Origin of the sequence: Streptomyces sp. NPDC058653, assembly GCF_042716895.1 — a bacterium.
Classification (GTDB): domain Bacteria; phylum Actinomycetota; class Actinomycetes; order Streptomycetales; family Streptomycetaceae; genus Streptomyces.
Window position 1 is genome coordinate 88,906 of sequence record NZ_JBHXRM010000009.1, and the last position, 14,916, is coordinate 103,821.

Consider the following 14,916-nt stretch of genomic DNA (forward strand, 5'->3'; position numbering starts at 1 on the left):
ATCCGTCGATCCTCAAGACCGTCACCCTTGACGCGCGAGCGCGGGGGTCGCAGGAGGCACCGTGCTCACCGCGTTCGCCCGGGCGTTCAAGACGCCCGACCTGCGCAAGAAGCTGCTCTTCACGCTGTTCATCATCGTGCTGTACCGGTTCGGGGCGCACATCCCCGTCCCGGGCGTCAGCTACGAGAACGTACAGACGTGCGTCGACGCAGCCCAGAAGGGCAACAACAGCCTGTTCGGCTTGGTGAACATGTTCAGCGGCGGAGCGCTGCTGCAGATTACGATCTTCGCGCTCGGCATCATGCCGTACATCACGGCAAGCATCATCCTGCAGCTGCTGACCGTGGTCATCCCCCGACTCGAAGCCCTCAAGAAGGAAGGGCAGTCCGGCCAGGCCAAGATCACTCAGTACACCCGATACCTGACAGTCGCCCTCGCGGTGCTCCAGGGCACCGGTCTGGTGGCAACCGCACGCAGCGGCGCGCTCTTCAGCGGCTGCCCCGTGGCCTCGGAGATCGTTCCCGACCAGTCGATCTTCATCACCGTGACGATGGTCATCACGATGACCGCCGGTACCGCCGCCGTCATGTGGCTCGGTGAGATGATCACCGACAAGGGCATCGGCAACGGCATGTCCATCCTGATGTTCATCTCCATCGCCGCCGGCTTCCCCGGCGCGCTGTGGGCCATCAAGGAGAGCGGCAAGCTCGCTCAGGGCTGGATCGAGTTCGGCACGGTCATTCTGATCGGCTTCGTGATGGTGGGTCTCGTCGTCTTCGTCGAGCAGGCGCAGCGCCGGATCCCCGTGCAGTACGCGAAGCGGATGATCGGCCGCAGGTCCTACGGCGGTACGTCCACGTACATTCCGCTGAAGGTCAACCAGGCGGGTGTGATCCCCGTCATCTTCGCGTCGTCGCTGCTCTACATCCCGGCGCTGATCGCGCAGTTCTCCAGTTCGCAGTCGGGCTGGAAGACGTGGATCGAAGCCCACTTCATCAAGGGCGACCATCCGTACTACATCGCGACCTACTTCGTGCTGGTCGTGTTCTTCGCCTTCTTCTACGTGGCCATCACGTTCAACCCCGAAGAAGTCGCGGACAACATGAAGAAGTATGGTGGCTTCATCCCGGGCATCCGGGCCGGTCGACCTACTGCCGAGTATCTGAGTTACGTACTCAACCGGATCACTTGGCCGGGCTCGCTGTACCTGGGGTTGATCGCTCTCGTCCCAACGATGGCGTTGGCAGGCTTCGGCGGCGCGAACCAGAACTTCCCGTTCGGCGGGACAAGCATCCTGATCATCGTGGGTGTGGGTCTGGAGACCGTGAAGCAGATCGAGAGCCAGCTCCAGCAGCGTAATTACGAAGGGTTCCTCCGCTGATGCGAATCGTCCTCGTCGGACCGCCCGGTGCCGGCAAGGGAACGCAGGCTGCGTACCTCGCCAAGAACCTCTCCATTCCGCACATCTCCACCGGTGACCTTTTCCGCGCCAACATCAGCCAGGGCACCGACCTCGGCAATCAGGCGAAGGGCTACATGGACGCCGGGAACCTGGTTCCCGACGAGGTCACCATCGCGATGGCGCTGGATCGGATGGGTCAGCCGGACGCCGCGAACGGCTTCCTCCTGGACGGCTTTCCCCGGAACGTCTCGCAGGCCGAAGCGCTCGACAAGGCGCTGACGGCCGAGGGACTGCACCTGGACGCCGTGCTGGACCTGGAGGTCGACGAGGACGAGGTGGTCAAGCGGATCGCCGGTCGGCGCATCTGCCGCAACGACAGCTCGCACGTCTTCCACGTCACGTACAGCCCGCCGAAGGAGCAGGGCGTGTGTGACGAGTGCGGCGGCGAGCTGTACCAGCGGGACGACGACTCCGAGAAGACGGTCCGCACCCGGCTGGAGGTCTACCACACGCAGACCGAGCCGATCATCGACCATTACCGGGAGCAGGGCCTCGTGGTCACCATCTCCGCGCTGGGCAAGGTCGCCGAGGTGACCAAGCGCGCGATGGCGGCGCTCGAGGAGGGGGGCCGGGCCGCGTAGGGCCCGGTTCACCGCGAGGTACGGCGCGAAGCGGCACCGCACAGTACGGCACAGTGATACGGCCGGGGCGCCCCCAGGGGCACCGCGGCCGTACTGCTGTTCCGGGGACTACCGTGGGTGTCTCGGCGCGGACAGAGACAGCGTTTCATCGAACGAGTGAGGCAGGCCGCCGTCATGGTGGAGATCAAGACTCCCGAGCAGATCGCGAAGATGCGCGAGGCCGGGCTGGTCGTCGCCGCGATCCACGCGGCGACGGGCGAGGCCGCGGTGCCCGGGGCCACCACGAAGGACCTGGACGAGGTCGCGCGCAAGGTCCTCGCGGACCACGGCGCGAAGCCCAACTTCCTCGGCTACGGCGGGTTCCCCGCGACGATCTGCACCTCGGTCAACGAGGTGGTGGTGCACGGGATCCCGGACACCACGACCGTTCTGAAGGACGGCGACATCATCTCGATCGACGCCGGCGCGATCGTGGACGGCTGGCACGGTGACGCGGCCTTCACGGCCTTCGTGGGCGGCGGTCACGCTCCGGAGCTGATCGAGCTCTCCCGGGTGACCGAGGGGTCGATGTGGGCGGGGATCGCCGCGATGAGGCTCGGCGCCCGGCTGGTCGACGTGTCCCGGGCGATCGAGACGTACATCCGCCGCCAGCCGAAGCCCGGCGGCGGCAAGTACGGCATCGTCGAGGACTACGGCGGGCACGGCATCGGCACCCAGATGCATATGGACCCGCATCTGCTGAACTACGTCTCGCGGAAGCGCGGCAAGGGCCCGAAGCTGATCCCCGGCTTCTGTCTGGCGATCGAGCCGATGGTGTCGCTCGGCACGCCGCGGACCGAGGTCCTGGCCGACGAGTGGACGGTCATCACGACCGACGGCACATGGTCCTCGCACTGGGAGCACTCGGTGGCCCTCACGGAGGACGGCCCGCTGGTCCTGACGGCGGTGGACGGCGGCAGGGCGAAGCTGGCGGAGCTGGGCGTCACGGCGGCGCCGGACCCGCTGGCCTGACGGCCCGGCCCGGCGCCGGGGCGGGGTACGGGGAGAACCTGCTCCGGGGGTTGCGCCGTACGGGTGTGGGCGGGGGTCCTAGGATTGACGATCTCCCGGGGTGGGCAAACTCAACGATTCGTGTTTTCGAGAGCCCTGCCGTAGACTGACGCGTCGGCTCTGGTGTACCCGTGTGTCCGCATACGGGGGTCCAGAATCGATCAAGGTAGCCGATTCGAAGGGCGAAGCGTGGCCAAGAAGCAAGGTGCCATCGAAATTGAGGGCACCGTGATCGAGTCCCTCCCGAACGCCATGTTCAAGGTGGAGCTCCAGAACGGTCACAAGGTCCTCGCGCACATCAGCGGCAAGATGCGGATGCACTACATCCGTATCCTCCCCGATGACCGGGTAGTGGTGGAGCTGTCTCCCTACGACCTGACGCGTGGCCGGATCGTCTACCGATACAAGTAGATCTTGCCTCACCCCTCTCCCGGGGTGCCGGCACTGACCCGGAGAACCTCACACCATGAAGGTCAAGCCGAGCGTCAAGAAGATCTGCGACAAGTGCAAGGTGATCCGCCGCCACGGTCGGGTCATGGTCATCTGTGACAACCTGCGCCACAAGCAGCGCCAGGGCTGAAGCACGACCCCCCTGCATCTCGCAGTACTTCGCGCGACGCGAGCGAACAAACGTATATACGCAGTGTCCGACGCCATCCGCACCAGCTGATGGCGCCGACACCTCCGGCGGAGGCCGGGGACCCGGAGAGAGCGCAACAGTCCGGGAGAGTCACTGCGGAAGACCTCCGAAATCACTCAGGAGCCATGAATGGCACGCCTCGCAGGCGTTGACCTCCCGCGCGAAAAGCGCGTCGAGGTCGCCCTCACCTATGTCTTCGGCATCGGGCGCACCCGGTCCAAGGAGGCTCTCGCCGCCACTGGCGTCGACCCCAACGTCCGTGTCCGCGACCTTGCCGAGGAAGACCTCGTCAAGCTGCGCGAGTACGTGGACAACAACCTCAAGACCGAGGGTGACCTCCGTCGCGAGATCCAGGCCGACATCCGCCGCAAGGTCGAGATCGGCTGCTACCAGGGTCTGCGTCACCGCCGCGGCCTCCCGGTCCACGGCCAGCGCACGAGCACGAACGCCCGTACCCGCAAGGGTCCGCGTCGCGCCATCGCCGGCAAGAAGAAGCCGGGCAAGAAGTAGTCCTCAGCGGACGCTCATCAGCGGTCTTCGCTGTAGGACCGACCACCTCCCGTAGGAGTAATAGATGCCCCCCAAGGGTCGTCAGGGCGCTGCCAAGAAGGTGCGCCGCAAGGAAAAGAAGAACGTCGCTCATGGGCACGCCCACATCAAGAGCACGTTCAACAACACCATCGTCTCCATCACCGACCCCTCGGGCAACGTGATCTCCTGGGCCTCCGCCGGCCACGTCGGCTTCAAGGGCTCGCGCAAGTCCACCCCCTTCGCCGCGCAGATGGCCGCCGAGTCGGCCGCCCGCCGGGCGCAGGAGCACGGCATGCGCAAGGTCGACGTCTTCGTCAAGGGTCCCGGCTCCGGCCGTGAGACCGCGATCCGCTCGCTCCAGGCCACCGGCCTGGAGGTGGGCTCGATCCAGGACGTCACCCCCACCCCGCACAACGGCTGCCGCCCCCCGAAGCGCCGCCGCGTCTGATCCTCTGTACCCCCTGAGGGTATGGATCGCGGGCGGTACGGGGCCTTCGCCCCGTGCCGCCCGTACCCTTGTTCTGTTGGCATCAAATAGCGGGTGCCAAGACTGGAGGCATTTCCATGCTTATCGCTCAGCGTCCGTCGCTGACCGAAGAGGTCGTCGACGAATACCGTTCGCGGTTCGTGATCGAGCCGCTGGAGCCGGGTTTCGGCTACACGCTCGGTAACTCTCTGCGCCGTACGCTCCTCTCCTCGATCCCCGGTGCCGCTGTCACCAGCATCCGGATCGACGGGGTCCTGCACGAGTTCACCACCGTGCCGGGCGTCAAGGAGGACGTCACCGACCTCATCCTCAACATCAAGCAGCTGGTCGTCTCCTCGGAGCACGACGAGCCGGTCGTGATGTACCTGCGCAAGCAGGGCCCCGGCCTGGTCACCGCCGCCGACATCGCGCCCCCGGCCGGTGTCGAGGTCCACAACCCGGACCTCGTCCTCGCGACGCTGAACGGCAAGGGCAAGCTGGAGATGGAGCTGACCGTCGAGCGCGGTCGCGGCTACGTCTCCGCCGTCCAGAACAAGCAGGTGGGCCAGGAGATCGGCCGGATCCCGGTCGACTCCATCTACTCGCCGGTGCTCAAGGTCACGTACAAGGTCGAGGCGACCCGTGTCGAGCAGCGCACCGACTTCGACAAGCTGATCGTCGACGTCGAGACCAAGCAGGCCATGCGCCCCCGCGACGCCATGGCGTCCGCCGGCAAGACGCTGGTCGAGCTGTTCGGTCTGGCGCGCGAGCTCAACATCGACGCCGAGGGCATCGACATGGGCCCCTCGCCGACGGACGCGGCGCTCGCCGCCGATCTCGCCCTGCCGATCGAGGAGCTGGAGCTCACCGTTCGGTCGTACAACTGCCTCAAGCGTGAGGGCATCCACTCCGTGGGTGAGCTCGTCGCGCGGTCCGAGGCGGACCTGCTCGACATCCGTAACTTCGGCGCCAAGTCGATCGACGAGGTCAAGGCGAAGCTGGCCGGCATGGGCCTGGCCCTCAAGGACAGCCCGCCCGGATTCGACCCGACCGCCGCCGCCGACGCGTTCGGCGCGGACGACGACGCGGACGCCGGGTTCGTGGAGACCGAGCAGTACTGAGAACCTTTCCGCGGACATCCGTCCGCGGGGAACTGACACCGGTACCTGATACGGCCGGTGCAGAGTCGAAGGGGTAACACCATGCCGAAGCCCGCCAAGGGCGCCCGTCTGGGCGGCAGCGCCGCGCACGAGCGGCTGCTTCTCGCGAACCTCGCGAAGGCGCTGTTCGAGCACGGCAAGATCACGACGACCGAGGCCAAGGCCCGCCGCCTGCGTCCGGTCGCCGAGCGTCTGGTCACCAAGGCGAAGAAGGGCGACATCCACAACCGTCGCCTCGTTCTCCAGACGATCACGGACAAGAGCATCGTGCACACGCTCTTCACCGAGATCGCTCCGCGGTACGAGAACCGCCCCGGTGGCTACACCCGCATCACCAAGATCGGTCCCCGTCGTGGCGACAACGCCCCGATGGCGGTCATCGAGCTGGTCGAGGCCCTGACCGTGGCGCAGAAGGCCACCGGTGAGGCCGAGGCCGCCACGAAGCGCGCCGTCAAGGAAGACGCCCTCAAGAAGGAGGCGGCCCCCACGGAGGACGCCCCCGTCGAGGACGCCAAGGCCGGCGAGACCGAGGCCGTCGAGACCGAGGCCAAGGACGAGTCCAAGGACGCCTGAGCGTCCGTACGACTGTCCGGCCGACGGACGGGCCCGCTCCCTCACGGGGGCGGGCCCGTTCCGTTTCGAGGGGCTTTCGAGAGGCTTTGGGAAGGAGCCGCGGGTGAGTGAGGACATCGAGGGGGCGGCGCCCGGGTTCGTACGGGTGCGGCTCGACCTGAGTTACGACGGGAAGGACTTCTCCGGCTGGGCGCGGCAGGCCACCCGGCGGACCGTCCAGGGGGACATCGAGGACGCGCTGAGGATCGTGACACGGTCCGCGCGGGCCTACGAGCTCACCGTCGCCGGACGGACGGACGCGGGCGTCCACGCGCGCGGCCAGGTCGCCCACGTCGACCTGCCCGTCGAGCTGTGGGCCGAGCACCGCGAGAGGCTGCTGAGGCGCCTCGCGGGGCGGCTGGCACACGATGTGAGGGTGTGGCGGGCCGAGGAGGCCCCCTCGGGCTTCAACGCCCGTTTCTCGGCGATCTGGCGGCGCTACGCCTACCGCGTCACCGACGATCCCGGTGGCGTCGACCCGCTGCTGCGCGGCCATGTGCTGTGGCACGACTGGCCGTTGGACGTGGAGGCGATGAACGCCGCGTCGGCGGGGCTGGTCGGGGAGCACGACTTCGCGGCGTACTGCAAGAGGCGCGAGGGCGCGACGACGATCCGTACGCTCCAGCGGCTGGAGTGGGAGCGGGACGCGCACGGGGTCGTCACCGCGACCGTGCGCGCCGACGCCTTCTGCCACAACATGGTGCGCTCGCTGGTGGGCGCGCTGCTGTTCGTCGGCGACGGGCACCGGCCCGTGGAGTGGCCGGCGAAGGTGCTGGCCGCCGGGGTGCGGGACTCGGCCGTCCATGTGGTGCGGCCGCACGGACTCACCCTGGAGGAGGTCGGCTACCCGGCCGACGACCAGCTCGCCGCCCGGGGCCGGCTGGCCCGCAACAGACGGACCCTGCCGGCCGCCGGGGGGACACCCTCCGAGTCACTGGTCGACGGGTGCCGTGGCTGCGGCTGACGCCTGCGTCTCACCGCGCTTGCGGATCTGGAGGAAGGTGAACTCGGCGACGTCGTCGCCGGTGGTGTAGACGGGCTTGTCGGTCTTCACGACGTCCTTGCCGTTGGTGAAGCCGCCGACGGTGAAGTACACGTAACGGCCCACCGAGTTGGTGGTCCTGCGGCAGATGGTGCCGCCCCGGCAGAACGTCGGGACACCCGACCCGGAGAGCGAGGCCAGACCGCCGCGCGCCTCCTTCTTCGCCTTCAGCGCCTGCGTCTCGGTGGAGAAGACGGCGACGCCGACGGTCACGGCCGTGCCGTCGCGCGTGTACGTGGCGCGGATGACCTGGTCGCAGGTGTTGGAGGCGAGGATCGAGCCGAGGTCGCCCTGGGTCGCGCCCGCGCAGTTCGTGGTGCGGTTCGTCGGGCCCTTCTTGTACTCGCGGTCCCCCATCGTCAGCGTGGAGCCGGGGAACAGCGTGTCGGCGCCCAGCGGGGCCGTGTCCTTGTCCTCCGTGGAGATGAAGTCCTTCGGGTCCGGCGGCGGCAGCGGCACGGCCTCCGAGAAGGACGGTTCGGGCTCGGCGCTCTCGCTGGGCAGGTCGGGCGGCGCGGGCAGGTCGCTCGCGTTCTTGTCGCTCGCCCGGTCACCGCTGTCGCCGTTCGTGGACACGACCGCCGTCGCGACGATCGCCGCGACGGCGGCGGTCGCGAGCGCGCCGCCGCCTATCAGCATCCACCGCCTGCGCCGGGCCCGCTGCGCCGACGCGTCGGCGAGCGCGGCCCAGTCCGGTGTCTGCCCCTGGGGGTCACGCGATCCGTACGGCCCTTGTGGGTCGGACCCGTAGGGTCCCCCTTGACCAAAGCTCATGGCGGGAGTTTAGCGCCGGACCGGACCGCACCCGATGCGGAATTCGGTTGGAGAGCGGGCCGTGGGCCGTGACAATGCGGAGCATGGGACATCTGGAGGCCGCACACCTGGAGTACTACCTACCGGACGGACGGGTGCTCCTCGCCGATGCCTCGTTCCGGGTGGGTGAGGGCGCCGTCGTCGCGCTCGTGGGAGCCAACGGCGCGGGCAAGACGACACTGCTGCGGCTGATGGCGGGGGACCTCCAGCCGCACGGCGGGACGGTCACCGTCTCCGGCGGCCTCGGCGTGATGGAGCAGTTCGTCGGCTCCGTACGGGACGAGCGCACCGTCCGCGACCTGCTGGTCGCCGTCGCCCAGCCGCGGATCAGGGAAGCGGCGCGGGCCGTGGACACCGCGGAGAACGCGATCATGGAGCGGGACGACGAGGCCGCGCAGATGAGCTACGCGCAGGCGCTCAGCGACTGGGCGGAGGCGCGGGGGTACGAGGCCGAGACCCTCTGGGACACCTGTACGGTCGCGGCGCTCGGCGTCCCGTACGAGAAGGCCCAGTGGCGCGCGCTGAAGACGCTGAGCGGCGGCGAGCAGAAGCGGCTGGTGCTGGAGGCGCTGCTGCGCGGGCCCGACGAGGTCCTGCTGCTCGACGAGCCGGACAACTACCTGGACGTACCGGGCAAGCGGTGGCTGGAGCAGCGGCTGAAGGAGACCTCCAAGACCGTGCTCTTCGTCTCCCACGACCGGGAGCTGCTGGCGCGCAGCGCCCAGCGGATCGTGAGCGTGGAGCCGGGCCCGGCCGGGTCGGACGTCTGGGTGCACGGCGACGGCTTCGGTACGTACCACGCGGCCCGCAAGGAGCGGTTCGCGCGCTTCGAGGAGCTGCGCCGGCGCTGGGACGAGCAGCACGTCCAGCTCAAGGAGCTGGTCAGGGCGCTCGGGCAGAAGGCCAAGTTCAACGACGGCATGTCCTCCCGCTACCGGGCGGCCCAGACGCGGCTGCGCAAGTTCGAGGACGCCGGCCCGCCGCAGGAGCCGCCGCGCGAGCAGGACATCCGGATGCGGCTGAAGGGCGGCCGGACCGGGGTGCGGGCGGTGACCTGCGAGAACCTGGAGCTGACCGGGCTGATGAAGCCGTTCTCGCTGGAGATCTTCTACGGCGAGCGGGTCGCGGTCCTGGGGTCGAACGGCTCCGGCAAGTCGCACTTCCTGCGGCTGCTCGCGGGCGATCCGTCGGTCGCGCACACGGGGAAGTGGAAGCTGGGCGCGCGCGTGCTGCCCGGCCACTTCGCGCAGACGCACGCGCATCCGGAGCTGCTGGGGCGCAGCCTGGTCGACATCCTGTGGACCGAGCACGCCAAGGACCGGGGCGCCGCGATGAGCGTGCTGCGGCGCTACGAGCTGGAGCGGCAGGGGGACCAGCCGTTCGACAAGCTGTCGGGCGGGCAGCAGGCGCGGTTCCAGATCCTGCTGCTGGAGCTGGGCGGCACCACGGCGCTGCTGCTGGACGAGCCGACGGACAACCTGGACCTGGAGTCCGCCGAGGCGCTCCAGGACGGGCTGGAGGCGTACGAGGGGACGGTGCTGGCGGTCACGCACGACCGGTGGTTCGCCAAGTCCTTCGACCGGTACCTGGTCTTCGGCTCGGACGGGGTGGTGCGGGAGACGGCGGAGCCGGTGTGGGACGAGCGGCGGGTGGAGCGGGCGCGGTAGGCGCGGCCTCGTTTTGACCCGTACGGCGCACCCTGGGTATCCTTCTGGTTCGTTATGCGTATTGGCTTGTTCATTCTCACGTGAGAGGCCCTTACGCCGGTCCACCGGGCCGATGATCCAGCGGCAGGCACGGGTTGCGTCCCCGTACGTCTGCCAGGGCTGTCGTGATCGTCCGGGTGGCCTTGTCAGGACCCACTCACTGAAGAAGCGAAGGCTACGACCGTGCGTACGTACAGCCCCAAGCCCGGCGATGTCACGCGCCAGTGGCACATCATCGACGCGCAGGACATCGTCCTGGGCCGTCTGGCGACTACGGCAGCGAACCTCCTCCGGGGCAAGCACAAGCCGACCTACGCCCCTCACATGGACATGGGCGACTTCGTCGTCATCATCAACGCCGAGAAGGTCCACCTCTCCGGCAACAAGAAGACCCAGAAGATGGCGTACCGCCACTCCGGCTACCCGGGTGGTCTGCGTTCCGTCCGCTACGACGAGCTGCTCGCGAAGAGCCCCGAGAAGGCTGTGGAAAAGGCCATCAAGGGCATGATCCCCAAGAACACCCTGGGCCGTCAGATGCTCTCGAAGCTGAAGGTGTACGCGGGCGACCAGCACCCGCACGCCGCCCAGCAGCCGGTCCCGTTCGAGATCACCCAGGTCGCGCAGTAATCCCGGCCACCGCCTAAGACGAAAAGAAATCTGAGGAACATCGTGGCCGAGACCACCGCAGAGACCCCCGTCGACGCCCCCGAGGGCGAGGAGACCTTCGCCGAGGTGACGACTTTCGAGTCGGAGACCCCCGTCGAGGGCGAGTACACCTCCGAGTCGCTGGCTTCCCGTTTCGGCGACCCCCAGCCGGCCGCCGGCCTGGGCCGTCGTAAGAACGCCATCGCCCGCGTCCGGATCGTTCCGGGCACCGGCAAGTGGAAGATCAACGGGCGCACGCTCGAGGACTACTTCCCGAACAAGGTCCACCAGCAGGCTGTCAACGAGCCCTTCAAGGTGCTCGAACTCGACAACCGCTACGACGTCATCGCCCGTATCTCGGGTGGCGGCGTCTCCGGCCAGGCCGGCGCGCTGCGCCTCGGTGTGGCCCGCTCGCTCAACGAGGCGGACGTGGACAACAACCGCGCCCCGCTGAAGAAGGCCGGCTTCCTGAGCCGTGACGACCGCGCGGTCGAGCGCAAGAAGGCCGGTCTCAAGAAGGCCCGCAAGGCGCCGCAGTACAGCAAGCGCTAAACCGCTCGCTCGGCCTTACCACGCCATGGCCCTTACGGCCTCACGGCGTATGTATGGCATATGTTCGCCCCGGCGGCACTCCGTGCTGCCGGGGCGTTCGTTTTCCGAGCTTCCCGATCCCCTGGATGATCCGCCGGGCAATCCCCGTGTTCTCCTTGGATCTTGGCGGAGCTCTTCGGGGCAATTTCTGAGCATTTTTCGGAGGGACAGCTGTGGGACGACTCTTCGGCACGGACGGCGTGCGCGGTATCGCCAACGCGGATCTGACGGCGGAGCTGACGCTCGGCCTCTCGGTCGCGGCGGCACACGTTCTCGCCGAGGCGGGCACGTTCGAGGGCCATCGGGCGACGGCGGTGGTGGGGCGCGATCCGCGTGCCTCGGGTGAGTTCCTGGAGGCCGCCGTGGTGGCGGGTCTCGCGAGCGCGGGCGTGGACGTCCTGCGCGTCGGTGTGCTGCCCACCCCCGCGGTGGCGTATCTCACCGGTGCGCTGGGCGCCGACCTCGGCGTGATGCTCTCCGCGAGCCACAACGCCATGCCGGACAACGGCATCAAGTTCTTCGCGCGCGGCGGTCACAAGCTGGCCGACGAGCTGGAGGACCGGATCGAGAGCGCGTACCTGGAGAACACGGTGCACCGCACGGGTGCCCCGTGGGAGCGGCCGACCGGCGCGGGCGTGGGCCGGGTCCGTACCTACGACGAGGGCTTCGACCAGTACGTCGCGCATCTCATCGGCGTCCTGCCGAACCGGCTCGACGGGCTCAGGATCGTCCTGGACGAGGCGCACGGCGCCGCCTCCCGCGTGTCGCCGGAGGCGTTCGCGCGCGCCGGCGCGGAGATCGTCACGATCGGCGCGGAGCCGGACGGCCTGAACATCAACGACGGCTGCGGCTCCACCCACCTGGACCTGCTGAAGGCCGCGGTCGTCGAGCACGGCGCCGACCTCGGCATCGCGCACGACGGCGACGCGGACCGCTGCCTCGCGGTGGACGCGGCGGGCGAGGAGGTCGACGGCGACCAGATCCTCGCCGTGCTGGCCCTCGCGATGCGGGAGGCCGGGACGCTGCGTGAGAACGCGGTCGTCGGGACGGTGATGTCCAACCTCGGCTTCAAGCTGGCGATGGAGCGCGAGGGCATCACCCTCGTACAGACGGCGGTCGGTGACCGCTACGTACTGGAGTCGATGAAGGAGCACGGTTACGCGCTCGGCGGCGAGCAGTCCGGGCACGTCATCGTCCTCGACCACGCCACGACCGGCGACGGCACGCTGACCGGTCTGATGCTGGCGGCGCGGGTGGCGAGCACGGGCCGTTCGCTCGCCGATCTGGCCGGGGTGATGCGGCGGCTGCCGCAGGTCCTGGTCAATGTGCCGGACGTGGACAAGTCGCGCGTCACGACGTCGGCCGAGCTGGCGACGGCGGTGTCGGAGGCCGAGGCCCAGCTCGGGTCCACGGGCCGGGTGCTGCTGCGGCCCTCGGGTACGGAGCCGCTGGTACGGGTGATGGTGGAGGCCGCCGACATCGAGCAGGCGCGCGCGGTGGCCGGGCGGCTGGCGGACGTGGTGAAGTCGGCGCTGGGATAGGGGAGTCGGGCGCCGGCCGGGGGACCGTTGCCCCTTCCGGCGGGAGGTCAGTGCCTCGCGGGCACCGGCTTCCCGCGGCCCGTGCTCCACAGGGCCTTCTGGACGAGCAGGGTGAGCGTCCCGGCCGCGACGATGCCGCCGAGGTTGATCAGGAGCTGGCCGGTGGAGCCCGACACCTGGTCCAGATCGCCGTAGCCGAGGGCGACGGCGGCGTTCGCGGCGGCGGGGACCGTGGTCACCGAGATGGCGACGCCGACCAGCAGGCCGGACTTGGCGGAGGTCAGCGAGAGCATGCCGGCCACGCCGGCGAGCACCGCGACCACCAGGGAGAACAGGTCCGGGTTGAAGATGAAGGCCGTGTTCGGGCGGTCCGCCTTGAGCATGGACTCGTGGAAGAGGCCGAAGGCGTTCATCAGCAGGCTGAAGCCGGTCGTCAGCACCATCGCGGCGGCGAACCCCGCCAGCAGCGCGACCAGTGAGCGCAGGGCGAGCCGCGCGGAGCGCCGTACCACCGCCGTACAGAGTCCGGCGAGCGGCCCGAACTCGGGCCCCACGGCCATCGCCCCGACGATCAGGATCGCGTTGTCCAGCACCACACCGCAGGCGGCGATCATCGTCGCGAGGCTGAGGAACGCGAGATAGGTGACCGAGAGGGTGGACTCCTCGTGGGTCGCGTCGGCCAGCTGGTCCCACAGCACGGCGTCGGCGCCCTCACCGGGGGCGTCCTCCTCGGCCCTGTCGGCGGACCGGGAGAGGGACAGCCCGATGTCGTCGGCGGCGATGGATCCGCCCTCGTCGACGCCGAGTTCACGCAGCTCGGCGATGAGGCCGTCGCCCGCCTCACGCGCGACGTCGCAGAGCACGAGATCGCCCGCCGGATCGCGGGCGGCGCCCGGGAGGACCACCAGATGGGTGGTGCCGACGGTCCGCTCCACGGTGCTCACGACGCGGTCGGTCAGCTCGGCGGGGACGATCAGGCGCAGATGCAGCACGACGGCTCTCAGACGCTCGCTCGGAGTCTTCAGAGTTTACGGAGGGACAGCCGGCTCACCTTGTGGTCGGCGCCCTTCCGGAGGACCAGGGTGGCACGGCTGCGGGTGGGCGCGACATTCTCCAGCAGATTGAGCCGGTTGACGGTGCGCCAGGTGGTGCGCGCGTAGTCCAGGGCCTCCTCCTCGGAGACCTGGGTGTACGTGCGGAAGTAGGAGGACGGATTCTGGAAGGCCGTCTGGCGCAGCTCGCGGAACCGGTTCAGATACCAGCTCTCGATGTCCTCGGCGCGCGCGTCGACGTACACGCTGAAGTCGAAGAAGTCGGCGAGACCGACGCGGGTCCGGCCGTCCTGGCCGGGGAGGGCGGGCTGGAGGACGTTGAGCCCCTCGACGATGAGGATGTCGGGGCGCCGTACGACCAGCTTCTCGTCCGGCACGATGTCGTACTTCAGATGGGAGTAGACGGGCGCGGTCACCTCGTCCTTGCCGGCCTTGATGTCGGCGACGAAGCGGGTCAGGGCCCGGCGGTCGTAGGACTCCGGGAAGCCTTTACGGGACATCAGACCGCGCGCCCGGAGCTCCTTCATGGGGAGCAGGAACCCGTCGGTGGTCACGCGCTCCACGCGCGGGTGCTCGGGCCAGCGGGCGAGCAGCGCCTGGAGGAGCCGGGCGACGGTCGACTTGCCGACGGCCACGCTTCCGGCGACTCCTATGACGAAGGGTGTGCCGCGCTGGGCGCCGTGGCCGTTGCCCGCGTCCCGGAGGAAGGTGTTGAGTGCGCCGCGGAGCTGTCCGGTCGCCCGCACGTAGAGGTTGAGCAGCCGGGAGAGCGGCAGATAGACGTCCCGCACCTCGTCGAGATCGATGACGTCGCCGAGCCCCCGGAGCCGCTCGACCTCATCGGCGGTGAGCGGCAGCGGGGTCTTGTCGCGCAGCGCGCTCCACTCGGCGCGGCTGAGGTCGACGAAGGGGGTCGGCCCGTGCTCGGCCCGGCGGCTGACGCTTCGTGACGGCGAAGACGGAGTGATCACCTGGTCATTGTCGGGGGTGGGGGACGGTTGTGGGGGGTGGGGTGGGTCACGTG

Annotated in this window: 17 protein-coding genes; 14 read left to right on the forward strand and 3 right to left on the reverse strand. The window is 69.0% G+C overall.

Annotation, left to right across the window (positions count from 1 at the left end; translation table 11 throughout):
• Positions 1-61: 61 nt before the first annotated feature.
• From secY to truA, 10 genes are all read left to right on the forward strand, one after another.
• Positions 62-1,381 (forward strand): preprotein translocase subunit SecY, encoded by a 1,320-nt coding sequence (secY, locus tag ACFWU9_RS10795; protein WP_078075536.1) that lies wholly within the window; start codon positions 62-64, stop codon positions 1,379-1,381.
• Positions 1,381-2,043 (forward strand): adenylate kinase, encoded by a 663-nt coding sequence (locus ACFWU9_RS10800; RefSeq protein WP_384316449.1) that lies wholly within the window; start codon positions 1,381-1,383, stop codon positions 2,041-2,043. Before secY ends, ACFWU9_RS10800 begins: the two co-directional genes overlap by 1 nt.
• Before the next feature lie 174 nt (positions 2,044-2,217).
• Positions 2,218-3,054 (forward strand): type I methionyl aminopeptidase, encoded by an 837-nt coding sequence (map, locus tag ACFWU9_RS10805; RefSeq protein ID WP_384316595.1) that lies wholly within the window; start codon positions 2,218-2,220, stop codon positions 3,052-3,054.
• A gap of 228 nt (positions 3,055-3,282) precedes the next feature.
• A complete protein-coding gene (gene infA / locus ACFWU9_RS10810; RefSeq protein ID WP_003956442.1) occupies positions 3,283-3,504 on the forward strand; it encodes a translation initiation factor IF-1 in 222 nt (73 codons plus the stop codon).
• A gap of 55 nt (positions 3,505-3,559) precedes the next feature.
• A complete protein-coding gene (gene rpmJ / locus ACFWU9_RS10815) occupies positions 3,560-3,673 on the forward strand; it encodes a 50S ribosomal protein L36 (RefSeq protein ID WP_003956441.1) in 114 nt (37 codons plus the stop codon).
• 189 nt (positions 3,674-3,862) lie between these two features.
• On the forward strand, positions 3,863-4,243 hold the full coding sequence (rpsM, locus tag ACFWU9_RS10820; protein ID WP_384316451.1) for a 30S ribosomal protein S13: 381 nt from the start codon (positions 3,863-3,865) through the stop codon (positions 4,241-4,243).
• A 64-nt stretch (positions 4,244-4,307) separates the two neighbouring features.
• Positions 4,308-4,712, forward strand: coding sequence for a 30S ribosomal protein S11 (rpsK, locus tag ACFWU9_RS10825; protein WP_003956432.1), 405 nt, complete (start codon positions 4,308-4,310; stop codon positions 4,710-4,712).
• 116 nt (positions 4,713-4,828) lie between these two features.
• A complete protein-coding gene (locus tag ACFWU9_RS10830) occupies positions 4,829-5,851 on the forward strand; it encodes a DNA-directed RNA polymerase subunit alpha (RefSeq protein ID WP_003956430.1) in 1,023 nt (340 codons plus the stop codon).
• An 81-nt stretch (positions 5,852-5,932) separates the two neighbouring features.
• Positions 5,933-6,463 carry a 50S ribosomal protein L17 gene (gene rplQ, locus ACFWU9_RS10835; protein WP_384316453.1) on the forward strand — a complete coding sequence of 177 codons (531 nt, stop codon included), beginning with the start codon at positions 5,933-5,935 and terminating at the stop codon, positions 6,461-6,463.
• Positions 6,464-6,566: 103 nt separating this feature from the next.
• Entirely contained in the window at positions 6,567-7,466 is a 900-nt protein-coding gene (truA, locus tag ACFWU9_RS10840) for a tRNA pseudouridine(38-40) synthase TruA (RefSeq protein WP_384316455.1), read from the forward strand.
• Here truA and ACFWU9_RS10845 read toward each other — a convergent pair.
• On the reverse strand, positions 7,434-8,318 hold the full coding sequence (locus tag ACFWU9_RS10845; RefSeq protein ID WP_384316457.1) for a hypothetical protein: 885 nt from the start codon (positions 8,316-8,318) through the stop codon (positions 7,434-7,436). The two genes, truA and ACFWU9_RS10845, sit on opposite strands and share 33 nt — an antisense overlap.
• Before the next feature lie 83 nt (positions 8,319-8,401).
• Here ACFWU9_RS10845 and ACFWU9_RS10850 point away from each other — a divergent pair, with 83 nt between their 5' ends.
• The 4 genes from ACFWU9_RS10850 to glmM all read left to right on the forward strand — a co-directional run bounded on the left by ACFWU9_RS10850 (position 8,402) and on the right by glmM (position 12,840).
• Positions 8,402-10,024, forward strand: a complete 1,623-nt coding sequence (locus tag ACFWU9_RS10850; RefSeq protein WP_384316459.1) for an ABC-F family ATP-binding cassette domain-containing protein — start codon at positions 8,402-8,404, stop codon at positions 10,022-10,024.
• Positions 10,025-10,246: 222 nt separating this feature from the next.
• Positions 10,247-10,690: a 50S ribosomal protein L13 gene (rplM, locus tag ACFWU9_RS10855; protein WP_189107638.1), complete on the forward strand. Its 444-nt coding sequence runs from the start codon at positions 10,247-10,249 to the stop codon at positions 10,688-10,690.
• A gap of 42 nt (positions 10,691-10,732) precedes the next feature.
• On the forward strand, positions 10,733-11,260 hold the full coding sequence (rpsI, locus tag ACFWU9_RS10860; RefSeq protein ID WP_384196809.1) for a 30S ribosomal protein S9: 528 nt from the start codon (positions 10,733-10,735) through the stop codon (positions 11,258-11,260).
• Between the two features lie 212 nt (positions 11,261-11,472).
• A complete protein-coding gene (gene glmM, locus ACFWU9_RS10865; RefSeq protein ID WP_384316461.1) occupies positions 11,473-12,840 on the forward strand; it encodes a phosphoglucosamine mutase in 1,368 nt (455 codons plus the stop codon).
• A gap of 47 nt (positions 12,841-12,887) precedes the next feature.
• Here glmM and ACFWU9_RS10870 read toward each other — a convergent pair whose 3' ends face one another.
• Entirely contained in the window at positions 12,888-13,832 is a 945-nt protein-coding gene (locus ACFWU9_RS10870) for a DUF389 domain-containing protein (RefSeq protein WP_384316463.1), read from the reverse strand.
• 29 nt (positions 13,833-13,861) lie between these two features.
• Positions 13,862-14,860: a type I pantothenate kinase gene (gene coaA / locus ACFWU9_RS10875; RefSeq protein ID WP_384316597.1), complete on the reverse strand. Its 999-nt coding sequence runs from the start codon at positions 14,858-14,860 to the stop codon at positions 13,862-13,864.
• Positions 14,861-14,916 lie beyond the last annotated feature (56 nt).

What these genes read in the sequence shown, in the direction of transcription:
- ACFWU9_RS10845 (WP_384316457.1), bottom strand. Translation starts at nt 8,318, where the DNA reads ATGAGCTTTGGTCAAGGGGGACCCTACGGGTCCGACCCACAAGGGCCG.
- rpsM (WP_384316451.1), top strand. Translation starts at nt 3,863, where the DNA reads ATGGCACGCCTCGCAGGCGTTGACCTCCCGCGCGAAAAGCGCGTCGAG.
- ACFWU9_RS10850 (WP_384316459.1), top strand. Translation starts at nt 8,402, where the DNA reads ATGGGACATCTGGAGGCCGCACACCTGGAGTACTACCTACCGGACGGA.
- rplQ (WP_384316453.1), top strand. Translation starts at nt 5,933, where the DNA reads ATGCCGAAGCCCGCCAAGGGCGCCCGTCTGGGCGGCAGCGCCGCGCAC.
- ACFWU9_RS10800 (WP_384316449.1), top strand. Translation starts at nt 1,381, where the DNA reads ATGCGAATCGTCCTCGTCGGACCGCCCGGTGCCGGCAAGGGAACGCAG.
- map (WP_384316595.1), top strand. Translation starts at nt 2,218, where the DNA reads ATGGTGGAGATCAAGACTCCCGAGCAGATCGCGAAGATGCGCGAGGCC.
- rpsK (WP_003956432.1), top strand. Translation starts at nt 4,308, where the DNA reads ATGCCCCCCAAGGGTCGTCAGGGCGCTGCCAAGAAGGTGCGCCGCAAG.
- ACFWU9_RS10830 (WP_003956430.1), top strand. Translation starts at nt 4,829, where the DNA reads ATGCTTATCGCTCAGCGTCCGTCGCTGACCGAAGAGGTCGTCGACGAA.
- rpmJ (WP_003956441.1), top strand. Translation starts at nt 3,560, where the DNA reads ATGAAGGTCAAGCCGAGCGTCAAGAAGATCTGCGACAAGTGCAAGGTG.